This window comes from Salmonella sp. 741265073_HBA, assembly GCF_046569105.1.
GTDB classification, from domain to species: domain Bacteria; phylum Pseudomonadota; class Gammaproteobacteria; order Enterobacterales; family Enterobacteriaceae; genus Salmonella; species Salmonella enterica.
The window spans coordinates 154,223-176,195 of the sequence record NZ_JBKFRY010000004.1 but is presented as its reverse complement, the minus strand read 5'-3'; the positions used below and the strand labels follow the sequence as shown (position 1 = coordinate 176,195).

Below are 21,973 nucleotides of genomic sequence, written 5' to 3'. Positions count from 1 at the left end.
GAAGCCAACCCACCATCCGGCAAAGAAGCTTACAAGGCTTTTGGCTTATAGCTACGTAGCGCATTGCGCCCTAGCACAATCCCGGCGCCGATCATCCCACCCAGCAACACAGCCAGCACGAGGGTAATGGCTGTTTTCGGGCTATCGCGACGGACCGGCAGCGTCGGCTTCATCACATAACGATAGACGTGCACCGTATCGGCAGTCACTTTCAGATTTTTAATGTCCAGCAGTGTCTGCTTCGTCTGGTAATAGGCCGGAGAAAAGACCAGTGGACGCGTCGCTTCGTTCTGTATCATCGATTTCAGCGCATCGCTGCCCAGCAGGAACATCGTGTCCTGGGTAACATCCTGGGTTTGCTGAATCTGCGGCTGCGTGATTTTGGCCTCATCCGCATAGCGCAACGCTTCTTCGATTTGCTTAATACGCAGATCTTTTTGTTCCTGCGCCACAACTTCCTGCGTCTCAAGAGACTCCTGCAACGTTTTGGTTTGCAGCGTGATGTTATCTTTCAGGTCAACTTCCAGTTCCTTAGCGACCTCTTCATCCACCTGTTGGATATATTCCGCCAGCCGACGCTGCGCCCCTTCAGCGGTAGTACTCACATAAGAAACCGAGAGTGGCAGCGCCTGCCCCTTTACCGACTGTTCAATGGTGAGCTTTTCCCGCTCTTTCTGATTATCCAGCGCTTCCGATAATGCGGAAAACGCAGAGCTAAAGCGGCTTATAAAATTCGCCTGCACTTCAGAGATTTTGGGAGCATTCCCGCCATACAAGACGTTGAGCGCGTTGGTATAGGTGGCAACCTGCGCGGCATCAGGTTGGGTAATAATCGCCGTGGATGTCCATTTTTCTTTGGCTATCATCAGGTAGCCTACGGCCAGCAAAATGGCGATAACAACGGCTACAATAATGGTCATCTTCCCACGCCATAACTGTAGCAATAACTCAATCAAATCAATCTGTTCCGGATCGTTCCCACGCCCGGAAGACGTATTACTATCCACTGTCATAGATACCCTAACTAAAAAAAGGATGAAGCTGGAGACAGTGTAGTCATAAAGCAAATATATGCCATAGGATTAATGATAAAAATCAGACATTATTTCCATTTGGTCAATAAATCATCGGGACTCATCAGCCCCGATTGCCTTATTAATCACTACCGAAAAGATCGCGGGTATACACTTTTTCAGCGACATCCAAAAGATCTGCCGCCATCCTGTTGGAAATAATGACATCCGCCTGCTGTTTAAAGCAGTGCAAATCACGCTCAAGGCGAGAGTTGAAGAAAGTATCTTCTTCCATTACCGGCTCATAGATAATGACCTCTACGCCTTTCGCTTTAATACGTTTCATAATCCCCTGAATCGATGAGGCGCGGAAGTTATCGGAGCCACTCTTCATAATCAGGCGATAAATGCCCACCACTTTAGGCTTTCTGGCGAGGATAGCGTCGGCAATAAAATCTTTACGCGTACGGTTTGCTTCAACGATAGCGGAGATAATATTATTAGGCACCGACTGATAATTAGCCAGCAACTGTTTGGTATCTTTTGGCAAACAATATCCGCCATAACCAAAAGAGGGATTATTATAATGATTGCCAATACGCGGGTCGAGGCATACCCCTTCAATAATTTGTCGGGTATTTAACCCTAACGTTTCAGCATAGCTGTCTAATTCATTAAAATAAGCGACTCGCATAGCGAGATAAGTATTGGCGAAAAGTTTAATGGCTTCCGCTTCAGTGGAGTCCGTAAACAGCGTCGGAATCTCCTGTTTAATAGCGCCTTCCTGGAGTAATGCGGCAAATTCTCTGGCGCGCTCAGACTGTTCCCCAATCACGATACGGGAGGGATAAAGGTTATCGTAAAGGGCCTTACCTTCACGTAAAAACTCCGGAGAGAAAATGATATTTTCTGTCGCAAACTTCTGGCGCATTGCTGCCGTGAAGCCAACCGGCACCGTAGACTTAATAATCATCACGGCTGCGGGGTTGAAGCTGATCACATCCTGAATGACCGATTCCACACTGGACGTATCAAAATAGTTGGTTTTTGGATCGTAATCTGTAGGCGTAGCAATGATGACGTAATCTGCATTCTGGTACGCATCAAACTTATCCAGCGTTGCCCTGAATCTGATGTTATCTTCCTTTAAAAATTGCTGAATTTCTTTATCAACAATCGGAGATATCCGATCATTTAACAGTTCAACACGGGAAGGAACAATGTCTAATGCCACCACATCATGATGTTGTGCAATAAGCAAACCATTAGACAAGCCAACATAACCCGTCCCGGATATCGTGATTTTCATTATTCGCTCTCAGAATTAACTTAATTATGAATCATGATGTATTTCGCATCCTGATAAGATATTAAAGTTTTAACGCCTGAGTATATAAAGTGCAACGCAGACGAAAACAATTCAGATTATCTTCATTACGATAAACACAGATTATTAAGTTAATATTAAGTAAAAGCGATAAATCAATAAGAATAGAGATAAAAAAAAGCCCGGTATTAAACCGGGCTTAAACATTTTTGCAGAAATTACTCCAACCATTCGGTATGGAAAATGCCTTCTTTATCAGTACGTTTATAGGTGTGCGCACCAAAGTAGTCACGCTGCGCCTGAATTAAGTTAGCTGGCAGTACTGCGGCGCGATAGCTGTCATAGTAGGCCACTGCCGCAGAGAATGTCGGCACCGGAATGCCGTTCTGCACCGCGTAAGCCACAACATCACGCAGCGCCTGCTGGTACTCATCAGCAATTTTCTTGAAGTAAGGCGCTAACAGCAAATTGGCAATACCGGCGTTTTCTGCGTAAGCATCGGTGATTTTCTGCAGGAACTGAGCGCGAATGATACAGCCCGCACGGAAAATCTTAGCAATCTCGCCGTAGTTAAGATCCCAGTGATATTCATCAGACGCGGCGCGTAGCTGCGAGAAGCCCTGCGCATAAGAGACGATCTTGCCAAGATACAGCGCGCGACGCACTTTCTCGATAAATTCCGCTTTGTCGCCTGCCGGCTGCGCTTTCGGCCCGGAGAGCACTTTAGATGCGGCAACACGTTGCGCTTTCAACGAAGAGATGTAACGCGCAAAGACGGATTCGGTAATCAGCGACAGCGGTTCACCCAGATCCAGCGCGCTCTGGCTGGTCCATTTACCGGTCCCTTTGTTGGCGGCTTCATCAAGAATGACATCCACCAGGTAGTTTCCGTCTTCATCTTTTTTAGTGAAGATGTCTTTAGTGATGTCGATCAGATAGCTGCTCAGCTCGCCGTTATTCCACTCAGTAAAAGTGTTCGCCAACTCTTCATTGCTGAGGTTCAGGCCGCCTTTCAGCAAGGAGTAAGCTTCAGCGATAAGCTGCATATCGCCATATTCAATACCATTGTGGACCATCTTGACGTAGTGACCCGCACCATCGGCGCCGATATAGGTCACGCACGGTTCGCCATCTTCCGCCACAGCAGCAATCTTCGTCAGGATCGGCGCCACCAGTTCATAGGCATCTTTCTGACCGCCAGGCATGATAGATGGCCCTTTCAGCGCGCCCTCTTCACCACCGGAAACACCGGTACCGATAAAGTTAAAACCTTCCGCAGACAGCTCACGATTGCGACGGATTGTGTCCTGGAAGAAGGTGTTACCGCCATCAATAATGATATCGCCTTTTTCCAGATACGGTTTCAGCGAATCGATAGCTGCATCAGTACCTGCGCCCGCTTTCACCATTAACAGGATACGACGAGGCGTTTCGAGGGATTCAACAAACTCTTTCACCGTGTAATAAGGCACCAGCTTTTTGCCGGGATTCTCGGCAATCACTTCTTCGGTCTTTTCACGGGAGCGGTTGAAAACGGAGACGGTATAACCACGGCTTTCGATGTTGAGCGCGAGGTTGCGCCCCATCACTGCCATACCGACGACGCCGATCTGTTGCTTGGACATTACATACTCCTGTCAGGTGTGGAAACCCTGCCACAAACGGTCATGGCAGGTTAAAGGTGAATAGTATGTTAACTCAAAGATATGATATTAAGGTAGCGATTGATGCGTTCAGATTTTACGCAGGCTATTTTATACAATTATTATTCAGTACTTCTCGTTAAGCTTAATACGCACCATCTCGCCGCAAAACAACTTTCGCTGTTTTAAACAGAATGGCAATATCATTCCAAAGCGTCCAGTTTTTAACATACCAGGAATCAAAATAAACACGGGTGTCATAATCAACATCATTACGCCCACTCACTTGCCATAGACCTGTCATGCCCGGCTTTGCCATCAAATAATAATCAACATCATCACAATAACGCTCCAGTTCATCCGAAACGATAGGTCGTGGTCCAACCAGGCTCATATCACCTTTTAGTACATTAAAAAGTTGTGGCAACTCATCAAGGCTAGTTTTACGTATAAATCGACCTACAGCTGTGATTCGAGGATCATTTTTCAGTTTAAAATCTTTTTCCCATTCAGCCCTGGCAATAGGATCGTTAGCCAAAAGTTCTTTTAGTACCTCTTGAGAATTCATAACCATAGAACGAAATTTGTAGCATGGAAAAAGTTTTCCATGCCGACCTACTCGCTGGTGACCATAAATAGCCGGACCACCATCTCGAGTAACTTTATACCACAGATAAATCATAAGTGGTGATGCAATTATAAGAATCATTATTGAACAAACAATATCAAATGTCCGTTTGAGAAAACGGGACGACCTTTTAGCCAAGTTATTTTGTATCCTTAATAACATAACTTCATGGCTAAAGATAAAAGACATATCAGTATTATATAATGGCAATCCTCTAAAAGAGGGGACTACAGTAACAGAACGACAATGATGTTTTGAAAGTTCACGTAGCCAAAAATGTGTTTTCTCCAACTCGGTGTATTCATAAGCAAGGATATAATGGACATCACCTGTACGATTTAAATCCCAAATAGTCTCAGTGTCCTTTATCACCGGCAACATATTTATTTCAGCATCTGACGCATCCGTATCAAAAAAAGCGATAACATCAAACCCCATCATCTCCTCACTTTGCAGCGCAGAATATGCACCACGAGCATTCTGTCCGCTCCCCAGGATGATAGTTTTTTTCTTCCAGATACCTAGCTTGTTCAATAAATGCTTTGTAAGTGCGCGAAAAAAAGGCACCAGGATTATGGCAAAAGTCCAACAAAACACCCAGACATAGCGTGAAAACTGCCATTTTGTAAACGCTATCAAAGCCAAATCAAATATAGCAAAAATAACGATCGTACGAAAAATTTCTTTTAACTCATACCAAAATGGCTTGCGGTATGTATAATGTCGCAAACGAATCCAAAACCAACCGACACATACTACTGACAAAATAAAATGAGTAATAACTCTTGTATCTAATTGGTCTTGAGGAATAAATCGCTGTACTTGATCAAAAATAAAATAGACACATCCTAATGAAAACCATAAGGCTAAATTAAAAAAAATCAAATCCGATATAGCCAAAAAAATTTTACATAGCTGTGGATTATACTTATTATCAATATTATCCATTTAATCCTCACCCTCTGACCGTGCATAATGTAAATAAAATAGGCATATTAAGTAAATAACATTCAATTCTTTTACAGCAAGCATCGTTTTTTAATATTAGCAAGCGTTGTATTTACAAGATTCTGAGCTCTATTTAATAAATTAGCTTCTGCATAGCAGCGTAACTCAGGTGCATTACCAGAAGCGCGCAAATGCACAATACATCCATCACGTAAAGTAATTCGCATACCATCTGTCATATCTGTAGAAATTGCACCTTCATTCTCCAAACCAATATAACTTAAGAGGTTGCTCAGATTTTCTCTGCCCATACTAATTAAGGATTGACTTTTATCAGTTGTAATCCCCTGTAATCTGTCAGAATGGGTGTAACGAGTTGGGAGTTCATTGACTAAAGCGCTAATGCTGGTATTCCTACTTTTGTAAAGCAGCATTATTGCTGGTAATACAGCATCACGAGTTGGTAAGGCATGAAGATTCTGCTCGTTAATACAGATATCGCTTCCTAATAAAAAACCGCCATTGGCTTCAAAACCGACAATACGACTATAACTCCGCGATAATTCATTAAAAGCTTCGATAACATAAGGCGAGCCAATTTTTGTAAGCTTAACATGTTTAAAAAAGCGGCCAGAAGAAATTATGCTGTTACAACTAACAGGAATAGCGACGGCTTCTGCATCCAATGCAAGTGAACATAACAGACCTAATATATCGCCTCTCAACCACTCACCTACCTCATCAGCAATAAGAGGACGATCACCATCCCCATCTGTTGAGAATATGGCATCTAAATCGAACTCTTTAGCCCATGAGCGTGCTTTTTCCCGATCCTCTTTGCTTACAGCCTCTGTATCTATAGGTACAAAGTTATCGCTTCTACCCAAGCTAATGACTTCAGCCCCCAATGCAATAAATAAAGGCTTATAAAGATCACGCCCAGCGCTTGAATGTTCGTAAATACCAATACGCTTATTTTTCAGGAATGGAGTAGAAAATAAAGATGTATAACGAGATATATAATTAACAGCAGCCATTTCTGAAACTATGAGTTCTTTAAGCTCTAAATGGCTACACGTATCTTCAACACTAAGGATCGCAGCCTCATCATGTTTCGTGATTTCACCATCAGGACGATAAAACTTGAGGCCGTTCCGCTCGAATGGAATATGACTTCCCGTAACCATTATCGCAGGCATATTGTCAGACATAGACTGAAAGGCCAAAGCTGGGGTTGGTACCACTCCATAAAAAATACAGTTAACGCCTTTATCCGCCAATGCAGCAGCACACGCCTGAGCCATCCCATAACTACTTGGACGATTATCTATTGCCAATGCTACTGTATCAAAGGAAAAATGTTCCTGCATAACCGCAATAAATGAAACCGTAAAAGCAGCACATACCTGAGGTGTAAAATCTTTTACAAGACCGCGAGCCCCACTCGTTCCAAACACAATACCTGATGAATAAATAACATCACGGCTATTATTAACTACGTTCATTAGTCCACTCCTTCGAAAATCCAGAACGTTGTTCTAAACGAATAATATCATCCTCACCAAGATAGGTACCTGATTGAATCTCAATTAACTTCAGGGGGATCATTCCAGGATTTTCCAGCGCGTGAATAGTATCCGGAGGAATAAATGTTGATTCATTTTCAGAAACCATATAAATCTGCTCTCCCTTTGTAACACGAGCAGTCCCGGATAATACTATCCAATGCTCAGTCCGGTGGTGATGCATCTGCGCCACAAATTTCTCACCCGGCTTAACAGTGATACATCTAACGAGGTAATTTTTGCCGCTATCAATCACATTATATTTTCCCCAGGGGCGGAAAACTTCTTGATGTTGTTTATATTCGTTCCTATCATTTCGTTTTAAATAATCGACAATTTTTTTAACATCTTGTACTGTATCTTTATTGGCCACCAGTAAGGCGTCTGTTGTTTGAACAATGACAAGATTGCTTACACCAATCGCACTTATAAACATATCTTCGGAATAAATGTAATTATCATTACAAGCATGTGCGAAGATATCTCCTTTTAAAACATTTCTCTGATGATCTTTATTCGATATATCCCATAGAGAGGACCAGGATCCCACATCCGACCAGCCAGCGCTCATTGGTATAACCACGGCATGCTGTGTGTGCTCCATAACTGCATAATCGATAGAATCACTCGGGCATGACATAAACTCTTCTTTATCAATACGAATAAAATCAAGATCGGGATTTATATGACCTACCGCCTTTTCACAAGCTTTATAAATTTCAGGTGATAAGTACTTTAATTCGTTTAAATAAGAGCTTGCACGAAATAAAAACATACCGCTATTCCAGTAATATTTCCCTGATTTGAAATAGTCACCGGCGGTATCGATATCCGGTTTCTCCACAAATTCAGCCACTGCATAAGCGTTATTTCCTATCAACTCACCACGACGAATATATCCATAACCCGTTTCAGCATGCGTTGGAACAATACCAAAAGTTACAAGCTTACCATTTACGGCATATTCTTCAGCACGTCTGACAGCTTTCGTAAAAGCTATATCATCCTGGATCACATGATCTGCAGCAAGAACCAACAAAAGAGGATCAGCATTATCAGCATTCTGGAGCGCACAAAACGCGGCAAGAGCGATCGCTGGTGCAGTATTACGGCCTACCGGTTCGAGAATAATATTATTTGCTAACTTGTCAATTTCACGGAGTTGTTCAGCGACTAAGAAACGGTGTCTGTCATTGCAAATGACAACGGGTTCTTCTGTAGAAAGTGAAGCTAATCGCTTTATAGTATTTTGCAGCATTGATAGTTTACCTTCAACGCTTAGAAACTGCTTCGGATGATATTCGCGTGAAAGCGGCCATAAACGGCTACCTGTGCCGCCAGCCATAATTACGGGAAGAACAGACATTTATTTTATCTCTTTTGACGAAGAATACTGGATATTATTCCAATAACTCTTGTACATGCTAAAATAGCGACATGTAGACAACGGTAAAGATTGCCAATGCTTGCCTAATTTGTAACCCAGGAATTTAGCAAAAGTTGTTAATAAAGCTCTTGGAATCCAGAGCGGTGCATTTTTAAGCAGGAATTGAATCTCTGATTTTACGAAGCGGAAACCCTCACCACCGGCTCCGCCAAAGTCACGCTGAATCCACGGAGAACAAGCATGAAATACACCAGTATCAAAATATCGTTGAAACTCTTCTCGCGGGGTATAATTATGGGAGTGTCTTACCACCGCTTCAGCGCAGTAGGCGACCTTATAACCCGCCAGAATCATCTTAGCCGCCATAAACATATCCTCGGCAAGAATTGTATGTTCAGGAAACCCACTTAACTCTTCAAAAACGGAACGGCGATAGGCAGCAAAAGAATTGGACATAAATACAGTTTTAATACCCAATTTTTCTATATCTGCCTTACTTTTAACAATAGATTTTGAACTATAATTAAAATTTCTGGCATGCACTGCAAGGGGATTAGCATCTTTATGAGGAAGTTGTCTACCACAAACCGCTGCTATCAATGGATCTGAAAAATAATAAACCAAATTTTTAATTGCATCCGAATCCGCGAGAATTGCATCTTGCGTTAGAAAAATTATAACATCAGCGTCCAGAGTTTTTGCAACTGCTAAATTTCTGGTTCCTCCATGATTAAAATCTTTAGAGTCAATATTAAATATTGATATATTTTTCAGGTCTGAGGCTAACGGAACCGTTTCATCTTTAGAACCCGAGTCGATAACAATCAATTTATCCGGATATATAGTTTGCTGCTTAATCGCATCCAGAACATTAGGCCAAAGCGACCCTGCATTATATGTGGGAATAATTAATGTTATTTTCATTTATTTTGATTCCGCCAACCAATTGCCAACCATCTGCTTCATATTATCAAAGTCATACCGTGCGACATAGTTGTTAAATCGGGAAATTGCATCAGGCAACTGCTCTATATTTTTAATTGCACTCTGCCAACTTTTTTCATCATCCGGATTCACATATAATGCACCATTGGTTAACACTTCATGAAATACCGGTATATCGGACACTATAACTGGAGTATTTGATGCCATCGCTTCAATAGGAGGTATGCCAAAACCCTCATCAATAGATGGATAAACAAGCGCGTAGGCTTTAGAATATAAAATCTTTAATTCATTAAATGAGACTTCATGTAAAAAAGTCACTTTATCTTTTAGTTCCAGATCAACGACTATTTGTTGGAGAGACATTGCATAGTCAGTACGACCACATACAATAATTAAATTATAAGAGTCAGACCAAATTTTTTTATTTTTTATGAATGAATGAATATTTTTATGTGGCCAACTCGCTCCAACAGCTAAAAAGTAATTCTCTTTTTCTTTTTTTTGTATAAAATCAGATTTATTAACGCTGTTATAAATTACTGATATTTTCTCACTATCTACATTATAAGTTTTAGCAATGCTATCTTTAACGGTATAAGATACCGTTAAAATATGCTTACATCGCTTAACGGACATTTTTAATAAAAAACGAAAATACACTTTCTGAATAAAACTATCTGGATAATAAAAAGGTCTTATATCATGTACGGTTATCGTTTGGTTTCTCAGTAAGGGGATAGTGTGATGCGTAGTACACACCAATTTTTTATTACCAAACTTAATTAAAACCCTCAGCGCAAGCCAGTAACTATATACATACCATACTAATGGTCTAAGTCGCGATGTTTTTGATGTGTTGCTAACAATATTCGGAACAGTAACTACTGCATAACCGAGCTTTTCAAAATAATCAGCGTGTACCTTGCTACAGATTATTGCGTCAACATCAGCTATTTCTCGCAGTGCCGTTAAAAATTTAATCGAGTATTGCCACATTCCCGTACCACTTTTACCTAAACGTGATAGGTTTACGATCATTGAATAGCTCTCCGTTTTTCCATACGCATCTTTAAAGCAATAATTATAAGGATAAATAATATTACGAAGCTTACACTAGGTGTAATTGTTAATAATAGAGTTAATGTAATACCGGCAGTAAAACACCACAAAAATAATCATAAGGAAAATATATTATTATACTAACATTCCCAGAAAAAACATCTAAGTAGTTAAGCTATCCAAATTTATTTATATATATCAAATATAATTTTTCATTAAAAAGAAAAGTCAGTAACGTAAATCTAGCTGAATCCAGAAAGGTTAAATCTACATTTAATCTCAATATAATAACTTACTACTACTTAATTATCCGTTTAGTAAGATTCTTAAGCACGGTAATATTTTTCACTGCATATGCTAGTTTCCCAAATCGAAGTACAGTGTTAATCATATTTTTATTACAACCTAGCTTTGCATAAAATTCAGATAAATCTCTTTTTTCATCACTATTGCCATAACATGCCATAGCCAAAGTTGTATATAACCATGGTCTCTCTTTTAGCAAAACATTTTCAAATGCTAGTTTTAAAGATATATTTTTACTGTAAAAATCATTAGCTAATTTTAAATATGCAATAAAATCAATTAATATTCGTCTGGCCTTTCCTTTCTTCTCGAAACTATCATTATCTCCTCGACATATTACGAGTGGTTTTGATATATAATGCAAAAGGCACCCAGGCGTATTAAATACGCTCATCATGATAAATACATGAGGATAGGAAGTGCCAATATAGGACGCATCAAAATCAATGGCATCCCATCGTTCTTTTTTTACTATTAAAGAACTTAGATAGCTAAATACACCACCAATAGATAAGCATCTACTGAGATAGATTTCCCTATCTAAATTATTATTAAACACATAAAGCTCATCATCTGTTCTGAGCCAGGAACGATGAGGATTTCTAATCTCAACTAAATCACAGCCGGTCTCTTTTCTGTCACATAAATATATATCTGCTTGAGAATCGAGATAAGTTTGTAATATCGCTAACGAGTCTTTTGCAAGAGCATCATCACTGCCAAATATCCAACAATAATCCCCATTCGCAAGGGATACTGAAGCAAGAAAATTCCTATCCGGTCCAAGGTTAACGCTATTACGCCGATATATTATTGGGAAATTATAATTATTCCTCCAAACATCAATCATTTCCTCTGTACCATCATTAGAGGCATTATCTGATATACATATCTCAATATCTAAATTAAATTTTTCCTGATTGTTTATACTATTCAACAACTCTTCAAGATATTCTTTTCTATTATAAGTTGGAATACAAAATGATATAAGCATATGATTATCCCTTATTTGCCTTAATTAAGTAAGTTAGTGGAAGCCCCCAAAAAACAGTTAAAGCAAAAGATATAATCAAGCCAAGCAGCACTCCACTGATTCCAAGCGTACTAGAAAAATACCATTGTGCTATTCCACCAATTATTGCTTGTAGTGGTACTAATATCCAAAGTATTTTTAAATAATTCATACTTTGCAATAACATTGCATAAGTGTCACACCAAACGCGAATACAGAAATATATGCCAATTAACATAAAAGATAAAATAGAAACTTGATAATTAATATCTTTGGCTATTACTGAAAATATCTGTTCTTTAAATAAATAAATAAATATTGTACATCCAACAACATATAGTGAGCCAAGCAAAATATTGACACCTATCATTTTGTTAAGTTTTTTCCATTGCTGTTTGACTCTCAATTCAGCACATATAGGCCATAATGCTTGCAAAATAGCAGTATAAATAAAAAAGACTAAACCAAAAATTTTCATCGTTACTGTATATTGGACAATATCAGCAGGAGTTAGCCTTTGAGAAATGACCATATAATCTGTTTGAAGCACCACTATCGATAATAAAGTAAAAAGAAAAAACCCTGAAGATCTACGTAAAATCGCTATATAATGAGATTTTGTTGTTTTAACATGATAAAGCTTTATGTATCTATATACAATATAGCACAATGAAATCATACCCACTGGAAGATACAGGACTATTAGTGATAATTTTATGTCAACTGAGATCCCCCTATAGTATATATATAACAAGCCGAGCATACCTATCATATAAGATAATGCGTTTAATAGATTAGCTTTCCACCCGACCAATTCGGCAAAAAGTATTTTATAAGCAATAGCTCCGATTCCAATAGAACTGAAAACCAGACATGAGGTAAAAAAGAGCATTCTGGTTTTGTCCTGTAATATCTCATGAAAAGAAGAAAGATATTTAGCGGAAATTACCCCAGAAAAAATATAAAATAAAGCAATAAAAAAAATAATAGCTATAAAGCTTAGATGTAATGCTGATTTAATATATGCATCATAACTTTTGTTTTTGGCTCTGCATTCTGATATATAATTTTGCAGTCCTGTACCTATGCCAAAATCAACAGCGCTACACCATACTAATAAACCAGTTAACAAACTAAAGATTGCATATTTCTCTTCACCTAGTATAGAAATAAGATATGAAATACTTGCTAACTGCACCCCGGCAATTATTATTTTGGATAACCATGATGAACCTGCAACAATTAAATGACTCGGAATTTTTAACAATTGAACTTTCACTATGCAATTAAACGACTTAGTTTTTACAACATAACGCGACTAATTTGTTAACGATTTATTTATTAAAAGATCATGAAAATCTCATAACCGTTTCAGTAGTTCTTCAATTCCTTTTTTATAATCGAAATTTGGTTTCCAGCCCATTGCTTTTAAATTTTTATTATTTGCTACAGAGAACATTATTTCATTATCTCTTTGCTCTATCGCACCAAATTCAAATATACTCGATGAACCTGGCATCATAGTATTTTGCAAATAAACCAGAAAATCTTTCAAACTTACCCCAGCACCAGTTCCAACTTGATACTCAGTATATGAAGGTACTTCTTTTCTATTTTCTAATATAGTTAAATAAGCATTTACCACATCATCTACAAAAATAAAGTCTCTTATCTGTTCGCCTGTTGTGCATTTCACGCAACTCTGTTTTTTATTTAAGCAGTCGATAATGTATGGAATAAATTTATTTTCACCATCCCCAGGCCCATATACATGCTCTAATCGCATGTTTACAAATGAAATGTCATGCATATTAGCATAATAATGCCCAATTTCATCAAAGTGTCTTTTAGTAATTATATAAGGCCGCATATGTTGATAATTAAAATCTTTCTTGGCAAAAAAACTATCTGTATTTAAAAAGATATCCGCCCGATATTTTATTGCCAAATCAAGAAGCTTTAATGGTTTTATAACATTTGCATCTTCAATATTTATGAGAGATGATGTTTTATGCCCATATTCTGTTGCCAAATGAATGATACCAATTAATGCAGAATCAATTGATAACTCCTCGACTAATAATTCGATATTATCCCAACTGCACCATCTAACATTAGCTAATGCATTACTATTATTTTTTATTACATCTCGAGTGATTGCGACAACTGAAATCCCCGATTTTTTTAGAGCTTCGAGTAAATGCTTACCAATAAAGCCGGAAGCCCCACTGACAATTACATATTCTTTCAAAAAGGTCATCGCAATCACCAGATAGAATAAATTGAATTAGAAATTCAAACCAAAGAACTCTTCAAACTTGCTAACTACATAATCTAAATGCTCTGTAGTCAAGCCTGGATAAATACCAATCCAGAACGTTTGATTCATTATACGGTCGGTATTTGTCAACTCACCCACTACACGATATTTCACATTAGCAAAATACGGTTGGCGAATCAGATTTCCAGCAAACAGTAAACGTGTACCGATTTTTGCTTCATCAAGGAATTTCACCAGTTCGACACGGTTAACACCGCTAGTTTCTTTCAGGGTGATAGGGAAGCCAAACCAGGATGGGTCTGATTTCTCTGTTGCTTCTGGTAATTCGAGGAATTCAGTGCAAGATTGCAAGCCCTGTTTCAGATAGGAAAAGTTAGCTTTACGCTGCTCTACAAACTCTTCTACGCGCTCCAACTGAGCCAGACCACATGCTGCCTGCATGTCCGTGATTTTGAGATTATATCCGAGGTGGGAATAAGTATATTTGTGATCATAGCCTTGAGGAAGTGATCCCAATTGCTGACCAAAACGTTTACCGCAGGTGTTATCGCATCCTGGCGCACAATAACAATCCCGGCCCCAGTCACGGAACGACTCAATAATTTTCTTCAGTTCACCTGACTTGGTGAATACAGCACCGCCTTCACCCATTGTGATATGGTGAGCCGGATAAAAACTAACGGTTCCGATATCACCAAAGGTACCTACCATCTGGCCTTCATAAGTCGTCCCAAGGGCATCACAGCAGTCTTCAATCAACCATAAGTTATATTTATCGGCAATCCGACGAACTTCACTCAGGTTAAATGCATTACCGAGTGTATGAGCGATCATTATCGCTTTTGATTTCTCAGTAACTGCAGCTTCAATGAGAGAGGCATCGATATTATATGTCGGGATATCAACATCCACGAATACCGGTATTAAACCATTCTGGATCGCCGGGTTAACTGTAGTCGGGAAGCCAGCAGCGACAGTAATAACCTCATCACCAGGTTTGAGAGCACGCTCGCCTAATTTTGGGGAAGTCAGCGCAGTCAGTGCCAGCAAGTTTGCCGAAGAGCCAGATGTAGTCGTTAAAACATGAGGAACCCCAATAAATTCCCCAAGTTTTTTCTCAAAGGCATCATTGAAACGACCAGTAGTTAGCCATCCATCAAGAGACGCCTCAACCATCAATTGTAACTCTTTGGCACCAATAACCTTCCCGGAAGGAGGCACAACGCTTGTACCTGCAACAAAAGGTTTCGGGCTCAATGCCTCATTCGCATACTGAGCGACAAGCTGAGAGATTTGCTCACGCAGGTTATTTGCTGTCATTACTTTGATTCCTTAAACTTATTTTCTTAACGAGTAGTTGCAGACATATAGTCGCTGATTTCACGCTTTGAACAAATCAACATATCTTCGCCGCGAATCCATGCTTTATGCCATTTTACGATGCGACCAAGTGTTTCAGTCAATCCCCAACGCGGATGCCATCCTAATTGCATATTTGCTTTAGAGCAATCCAGTTTCAGGTAATGTGCCTCATGAGGATGATTCTCACCATCCAGTAACCAGCTTGCATCATCACCCCAAAGCGTGACCATCTTGTCAACAATAAATTCGACCGTCTTCGCATCTTCATCACGCGGGCCGAAATTCCATCCTTCAGAAAACTTAGCACCTTCTGTATATAAACGTTGCGCCACCACAATGTAACCAGAAAGAGGCTCCAGTACATGCTGCCAGGGACGGATAGAATATGGGTTTCGAATAATAACCTGCTGGTTATTTTCAAATGAGCGCAGAATATCGGGAATTAAACGGTCTTTAGCCCAATCGCCTCCGCCTATGACATTACCAGCCCTCACAGACGCCAAACCAACGCCATGTTGCTCATAATTTGCAGGATTGAAGAATGAGTTCCGGAATGCAGACGCGACTAATTCTGCACAACCTTTACTATTAGAGTATGGATCGTACCCTCCCATGGGTTCGTTCTCACGATAGCCCCACACCCACTCACGATTGTCGTAGCACTTATCACTGGTGATATTTACGACTGCCTTTATGTTACCTACTTGCTTAACTGCTTCAAGCAAATGGACAGTACCCATAACATTTGTTGAGTATGTTTCGATTGGCTGTTCATAAGATAGGCGCACTAAAGGCTGGGCTGCCATATGGAAAACAATTTCTGGCTTAAATTCTGCAATAGAATTGCGCAGCTTTTCAAAATCACGAATGTCGCCAATATGAGATTCCATAAGATCATTAAGACGCACTATCTCAAATAAACTTGGAACAGTTGGCGCATCAAGTGCATAGCCTTTTACAATTGCACCCATTTCAGTCAGCCATAGCGAAAGCCAGCTTCCTTTAAAGCCAGTATGGCCGGTAACGAATACACGTTTACCTTGCCAAAAATTTTTATCAATCATCTAGTTACTCCCAGGTTTTCCACGGAGCTTTACCTTTTTCCCACAGCCCTTCGAGGTAAACTTTATCACGTAGAGTATCCATCGGCTGCCAGAAACCAGGGTGTTCAAAAGCCATTAACTCCCCCTGTTGTGCCAATGTCATTAATGGCTCTTGTTCCCAGGTTGTTGCATCGTTATCGATGAGATCGATAACCGATGGATTCAACACAAAGAAACCACCATTGATCATTGCCCCATCGCCTTTCGGTTTTTCCTGGAATGACCGGACCTGACCAGCTTGGATATCTAATGCGCCAAAGCGTCCTGGTGGAAAAGTAGCTGTTAAAGTCGCTTTCTTACCGTGAGCCTTATGGAAATCGATAGTCGCTTTGATATCAAGGTCGGCAACGCCATCACCATAAGTAAACAGGAAAGCCTCGTCATCTTTTACGTATTCAGCAACACGTTTCAGACGACCACCAGTCATTGAAGAATCACCCGTATCAACCAATGTGACATTCCATGGTTCAACACGTTTATGGTGAACTTCCATACGGTTTTCAGCCATATGGAATGTTACATCTGACATGTGAAGGAAGTAGTTCGCAAAATATTCTTTAATCACATATCCTTTATAACCACAGCAGATAATAAAATCCTTGATACCATGCACAGAATACATTTTCATAATGTGCCAAAGAATAGGCTTGCCACCAATTTCTACCATCGGTTTTGGTTTTACAATTGTTTCTTCACTTAGTCTGGTACCAAGTCCACCAGCCAGGATGACCGCTTTCATAAATTATCCTCAATATTATTTAGATGCGGTAAATGCATCAGAATAGAAATGTTCTACAGAGAGATTTTTCATCATAAAGTCCTTTTTACTGGCATCGATCATCACAGGTGAACCACATGCATATATATCGAAGAACTCTAGAGAATCAAAATCATCCATCACGGCATGATGGACAAATCCCTTTCTTCCCCCCCATTCGGCGTCATCACCAGAAACAACAGGGATATAATGAACGTTGTCGTGCTGTTCACTCCACTGCTGCGGTAATGCAGAGTAAAAATCTTTACTATATTGCATTCCCCAGTAAATGTAGATCTCACGACGACATTTTCCCTGAATGAGATGCTCAACCATTGATTTAACTGGAGCGAATCCAGTACCGCCTGCAAGGAAGATTATAGGTCTGTCACTTTCACGAATAAAAAATGTTCCGCAAGGCCCTTCAATGCGCATAAGAGTATTTTCTTGTAACTCCCCAAAAATGAGCGAACTCATCTGACCATTGGGAACATTCCTTACATGCAACTCAATACCATTCGACTCATCACTATTAGCGATAGAATAACTGCGAGTTACACCTTTATAATGTAAATTGATATACTGCCCTGGAAGGAAGCCAATTTTTGCTGTTGGTGGTGTGCGTAACTTCAAAGTCATAACATCGCCTGAAACCAGTACAGCACTATCTACCTTGCATGGGACAATTTTTTTTGTCTGCCCAGCTAGTTCAGGAAAAAAATGCGCATTTAGCTCAAGGGCGGTTTTAGGTTTACAGCAGCAGGTTAGTATTTTATCACCCTGTCCAAAAATATTACCTTTGGAGTCAACAACTTCTCCCGCCAACAAATCGGACTCACAGATACCACAATCACCCGCTTTGCAGCTATGTTCAAGATGGATGCCAGCCGATAGCGCAGCATCGAGGATTGATTCATCCTCTCTACCGGAAAATTCAATATTTGATGGAAAAATCTTAATAATATGAGACACGATGCTTACTCTGTTAACAAGGCTTGATGCAGTAAAGGCGCTGCAGCATCTTTTGCTGAAAGCTCAGGCAGCTGAGAAAAAGGCCATTCAATACCTATTGTCTCATCATTCCATAGAATGCTACCTTCCGATGAAGGTGAGTAATAATTAGTTGCTTTGTACAGAAACTCTGCATACTCACTAAGAGTAACAAAACCATGAGCAAAACCTTCTGGAATCCAAAGCTGTCGCTTATTCTCAGCAGATAGATTTACGCCAACCCATTGACCAAAAGTAGGCGATTCTTTTCGGATATCGACCGCAACATCAAAAACCTCACCGACAGCACAACGAACTAACTTCCCCTGTGCATTTTCTCCTCTCTGAAAATGTAGCCCTCTGAGTACGTTCTTTTTGGATTTTGAATGATTATCTTGAACAAATGTAACTTTACGTCCAATCAACTCTTCAAAGGTCTGCTGGTTATAACTTTCAAAAAAGAATCCCCTCTCATCGCCAAAAACTTTAGGCTCTAAGATCAAGACATCTGGTATTGCTGTTTTAATCACAATCATCACTTATAAACCTTTCACCATCTTCAGCAAATATTTGCCATAATCATTTTTTGATAATGGCCCGGCCAGTTCTATAACCTGTTGTGCATTTATAAAATTTTTACGAAATGCGATCTCTTCCGGGCAGGACACTTTTAGTCCCTGGCGTTCTTCGATGGTTGCAATAAAATTACTGGCCTCTATCAAACTCTGATGCGTCCCTGTATCCAACCAGGCATAACCGCGCCCCATCATAGCGACAGACAATCTTCCCTGATCCATATAGATACGGTTAATATCCGTGATTTCTAACTCACCGCGAGCGGAAGGCTTAAGATTTTTCGCCATCTCCACCACGCTATTATCATAAAAATACAGCCCCGTTACCGCGTAATTACTCTTCGGTTGTAACGGTTTTTCCTCCAGACTAACGGCTGTGCCACTTTGGTCAAACTCAACCACACCGTAGCGCTCTGGATCGTTTACATGATAAGCAAAGACGGTAGCACCACTTTCTTTATTAACGGCAGCTTCCATTAACTTTGGTAAATCATGACCATAGAAGATATTGTCACCCAGCACTAATGCACAATCATCATGACCAATGAACTCTTCACCAATAATAAACGCCTGTGCTAAGCCATCCGGGCTTGGCTGTACTTTATATTGAAGATTCAGCCCCCACTGACTGCCGTCTCCCAGCAGTTGTTGAAAACGCGGCGTGTCCTGTGGCGTACTGATGATTAGGATATCCCGAATGCCTGCCAGCATAAGCGTGGAAAGGGGATAGTAAATCATCGGTTTATCATAAATTGGTAGCAATTGCTTACTAACCGCCATAGTCACCGGATAAAGACGAGTGCCGGAGCCCCCCGCTAAAATAATGCCCTTACGCGTTTTCATTTCCATTTCTCATTCATAGAAAATGCCCTGATGGGCATTTAAATTTATCAGATGGTTGTCGTCGTAAACATTTCAGTCAGCATACGCTTAACTCCTAATTCCCATTGCGGCAGAATAAGGCCAAAATTACGCTGAAACTTTTCAGTATTGAGACGCGAATTGCCTGGTCTGCTCGCCGGCGTCGGGTAGGCACTGGTCGGCACAGCATTAAGCTCAGTCAGCGCAAGCGTTATCCCTGCCTTGCGCGCCTCGTCAAAGACTAAGGCCGCGTAGTCATGCCAGGTTGTGGTTCCCCCGGCAACCAGATGGTAAAGACCTGCGACTTCTGGTTTATTTAACGCCACACGGATCGCATGGGCCGTGCAGTCAGCCAGTAATTCCGCACCGGTTGGCGCACCGTACTGATCGTTAATGACTGAAAGTGTCTGACGCTCTTTCGCCAGACGAAGCATTGTCTTTGCGAAATTATTGCCCTTACCTGCATAAACCCAACTGGTGCGGAAGATAAGGTGCTTAGGGCAGTTATCCTGCAGGGCCTTTTCTCCCGCCAGTTTGGTCTTGCCATAGACATTCAGCGGCGACGTAGCGTCCGTTTCCTGCCATGGGATATCGCCGGTACCAGGAAATACATAATCGGTTGAATAATGCACTACCCATGCGCCAGTTTCGTTGGCCGCTTTAGCAATGGCTTCCACACTGGTGGCGTTAAGTAACTGCGCCAGTTCTGGTTCAGACTCTGCTTTATCTACTGCAGTATGGGCTGCTGCGTTAACAATCACATCGGGACGAAGCTTACGAACGGTTTCAGCAACGCCTTTCGGATTACTAAAATCACCGCAAAACTCTTTTGAATGGACATCCAGGGCAATCAGATTCCCCACTGGCGCCAGAGAACGTTGCAACTCCCAGCCTACTTGCCCTGTCTTACCAAAAAGTAAGATATTCATTACTGGCGTCCTTCATAGTTCTGTTCTATCCAACTCTGATACGCCCCACTTTTAACATTGTTTACCCATTGAGTATTTGCAAGGTACCATTCCACTGTTTTACGAATACCGCTTTCAAAGGTCTCCAGCGGTTTCCAGCCTAATTCACGGCTAATTTTACCTGCATCAATGGCATAACGACGATCATGGCCCGGACGATCCGCGACATAAGTGATTTGTTCACGATAAGAAGTCGCTTTGGGTACAATCTCATCCAGCAGATCACAGATAGTAAATACCACATCGAGATTTTTCTTCTCATTGTGGCCACCAATGTTATAAGTCTCCCCTGCCTTGCCTTCAGTCACTACCATATGAAGCGCGCGAGCGTGATCTTCTACATATAGCCAGTCGCGAATCTGATCCCCTTTGCCATAAATTGGCAAAGGCTTTCCTTCCAGTGCGTTCAAAATGACCAACGGAATCAGTTTTTCAGGGAAGTGATAAGGGCCATAGTTATTAGAACAATTGGTAACGATCGTTGGTAGACCATAGGTACGCCGCCAGGCACGGACTAAATGATCGCTGGATGCTTTTGACGCAGAATAGGGGCTACTTGGCGCATATGCCGTCGTTTCAGTAAATAACGGCAGCGTAACGCTGTTTTCAACTTCATCAGGATGCGGTAAATCGCCGTAAACTTCATCAGTGGAAATATGATGAAAACGAAAACTATTTTTTTTATCTTCGCCAAGCGCAGACCAGTATTTACGCGCAACTTCAAGAAGTACATAGGTACCGACGATATTGGTTTCAATAAATGCTGCCGGCCCGGTAATCGAACGGTCCACATGACTTTCCGCAGCCAAATGCATCACCGCGTCCGGCTGGTACTGCTCAAAAATACGCGTTATTTCAGCGGAATCACAAATATCCGCGTGTTCAAAATTGTAGCGATTACTTTCAGAAATATCAGAAAGGGATTCAAGATTACCGGCGTAGGTTAATTTATCAATATTAACTACAGTGTCCTGTGTATTCTTAATAATATGGCGGACAACAGCTGATCCAATAAAACCTGCCCCGCCAGTAATAAGTATTTTCACTTTTCTATTCCATAAGGCGTATTTAATGTGGTATTTAATTTGCCAATAAAAATTAATTGCTCAAGTCGTTACACACGCTACCGCCCCTGGCTCATCAGCTACCAGTGCACTGCGTACATATCGACTTGTTACAAACCTCGCCCAGCAGGGCAAAGCTCACTAAAACTTAAACGCTAATTGTCTTATTAATTGCA

18 protein-coding genes and 1 pseudogene are annotated in these 21,973 nt (G+C 40.7%); all 19 read right to left on the bottom strand.

Translation table 11 applies throughout. From position 1 onward, the window contains the following. Window positions 1-29: 29 nt before the first annotated feature. The 19 genes and pseudogenes from wzzB to rfbB all read right to left on the bottom strand — a co-directional run bounded on the left by wzzB (window position 30) and on the right by rfbB (window position 21,779). Window positions 30-1,013 (bottom strand): LPS O-antigen chain length determinant protein WzzB, encoded by a 984-nt coding sequence (gene wzzB / locus ACLD3P_RS08130; RefSeq protein ID WP_000215266.1) that lies wholly within the window; start codon window positions 1,011-1,013, stop codon window positions 30-32. A 142-nt stretch (window positions 1,014-1,155) separates the two neighbouring features. Continuing rightward, on the bottom strand, window positions 1,156-2,322 hold the full coding sequence (gene ugd, locus ACLD3P_RS08125; protein WP_000704820.1) for a UDP-glucose 6-dehydrogenase: 1,167 nt from the start codon (window positions 2,320-2,322) through the stop codon (window positions 1,156-1,158). A 236-nt stretch (window positions 2,323-2,558) separates the two neighbouring features. Continuing rightward, window positions 2,559-3,965 (bottom strand): NADP-dependent phosphogluconate dehydrogenase, encoded by a 1,407-nt coding sequence (gndA, locus tag ACLD3P_RS08120; RefSeq protein ID WP_000043532.1) that lies wholly within the window; start codon window positions 3,963-3,965, stop codon window positions 2,559-2,561. A gap of 163 nt (window positions 3,966-4,128) precedes the next feature. Then, window positions 4,129-5,559 carry an undecaprenyl-phosphate galactose phosphotransferase gene (locus ACLD3P_RS08115; RefSeq protein ID WP_052931851.1) on the bottom strand — a complete coding sequence of 477 codons (1,431 nt, stop codon included), beginning with the start codon at window positions 5,557-5,559 and terminating at the stop codon, window positions 4,129-4,131. A 71-nt stretch (window positions 5,560-5,630) separates the two neighbouring features. Continuing rightward, window positions 5,631-7,064, bottom strand: a complete 1,434-nt coding sequence (gene rfbK / locus ACLD3P_RS08110; RefSeq protein ID WP_131046426.1) for an O-antigen biosynthesis phosphomannomutase RfbK — start codon at window positions 7,062-7,064, stop codon at window positions 5,631-5,633. Beyond that, entirely contained in the window at window positions 7,051-8,490 is a 1,440-nt protein-coding gene (locus ACLD3P_RS08105) for a mannose-1-phosphate guanylyltransferase/mannose-6-phosphate isomerase (RefSeq protein WP_131046427.1), read from the bottom strand. Before ACLD3P_RS08105 ends, rfbK begins: the two co-directional genes overlap by 14 nt. Then, window positions 8,491-9,435, bottom strand: coding sequence for an O antigen biosynthesis rhamnosyltransferase RfbN (rfbN, locus tag ACLD3P_RS08100; RefSeq protein WP_080217605.1), 945 nt, complete (start codon window positions 9,433-9,435; stop codon window positions 8,491-8,493). Continuing rightward, complete coding sequence (locus ACLD3P_RS08095; RefSeq protein WP_080217606.1) at window positions 9,436-10,497, bottom strand: glycosyltransferase family 4 protein; 1,062 nt, start codon at window positions 10,495-10,497, stop codon at window positions 9,436-9,438. Between the two features lie 319 nt (window positions 10,498-10,816). Then, the gene (gene rfbV / locus ACLD3P_RS08090) at window positions 10,817-11,818 is read right to left on the bottom strand and encodes an abequosyltransferase RfbV (protein WP_023201599.1); all 1,002 of its coding nucleotides are present in this window, start codon (window positions 11,816-11,818) and stop codon (window positions 10,817-10,819) included. 4 nt (window positions 11,819-11,822) lie between these two features. Further along, on the bottom strand, window positions 11,823-13,115 hold the full coding sequence (locus ACLD3P_RS08085; RefSeq protein ID WP_006497737.1) for an MATE family efflux transporter: 1,293 nt from the start codon (window positions 13,113-13,115) through the stop codon (window positions 11,823-11,825). 81 nt (window positions 13,116-13,196) lie between these two features. Continuing rightward, window positions 13,197-14,096: a CDP-abequose synthase gene (gene rfbJ / locus ACLD3P_RS08080; RefSeq protein WP_000143399.1), complete on the bottom strand. Its 900-nt coding sequence runs from the start codon at window positions 14,094-14,096 to the stop codon at window positions 13,197-13,199. 27 nt (window positions 14,097-14,123) lie between these two features. Next, a complete protein-coding gene (gene rfbH / locus ACLD3P_RS08075; protein ID WP_000126349.1) occupies window positions 14,124-15,437 on the bottom strand; it encodes a lipopolysaccharide biosynthesis protein RfbH in 1,314 nt (437 codons plus the stop codon). 26 nt (window positions 15,438-15,463) lie between these two features. After that, window positions 15,464-16,543, bottom strand: a complete 1,080-nt coding sequence (gene rfbG, locus ACLD3P_RS08070) for a CDP-glucose 4,6-dehydratase (protein WP_000565903.1) — start codon at window positions 16,541-16,543, stop codon at window positions 15,464-15,466. Window positions 16,544-16,547: 4 nt separating this feature from the next. Continuing rightward, window positions 16,548-17,321 carry a glucose-1-phosphate cytidylyltransferase gene (gene rfbF / locus ACLD3P_RS08065; RefSeq protein WP_000648783.1) on the bottom strand — a complete coding sequence of 258 codons (774 nt, stop codon included), beginning with the start codon at window positions 17,319-17,321 and terminating at the stop codon, window positions 16,548-16,550. Continuing rightward, window positions 17,318-18,311, bottom strand: a pseudogene (locus ACLD3P_RS08060) (CDP-6-deoxy-delta-3,4-glucoseen reductase). Before ACLD3P_RS08060 ends, rfbF begins: the two are co-directional and overlap by 4 nt. A 5-nt stretch (window positions 18,312-18,316) precedes the next feature. After that, window positions 18,317-18,868, bottom strand: coding sequence for a dTDP-4-dehydrorhamnose 3,5-epimerase (rfbC, locus tag ACLD3P_RS08055; protein WP_000973709.1), 552 nt, complete (start codon window positions 18,866-18,868; stop codon window positions 18,317-18,319). Beyond that, window positions 18,869-19,747 (bottom strand): glucose-1-phosphate thymidylyltransferase RfbA, encoded by an 879-nt coding sequence (rfbA, locus tag ACLD3P_RS08050; RefSeq protein WP_000857531.1) that lies wholly within the window; start codon window positions 19,745-19,747, stop codon window positions 18,869-18,871. Between the two features lie 47 nt (window positions 19,748-19,794). Beyond that, entirely contained in the window at window positions 19,795-20,694 is a 900-nt protein-coding gene (gene rfbD / locus ACLD3P_RS08045; protein WP_001023664.1) for a dTDP-4-dehydrorhamnose reductase, read from the bottom strand. Further along, window positions 20,694-21,779, bottom strand: a complete 1,086-nt coding sequence (rfbB, locus tag ACLD3P_RS08040) for a dTDP-glucose 4,6-dehydratase (protein WP_000697850.1) — start codon at window positions 21,777-21,779, stop codon at window positions 20,694-20,696. Before rfbB ends, rfbD begins: the two co-directional genes overlap by 1 nt. Between the last annotated feature and the right edge of the window lie 194 nt (window positions 21,780-21,973).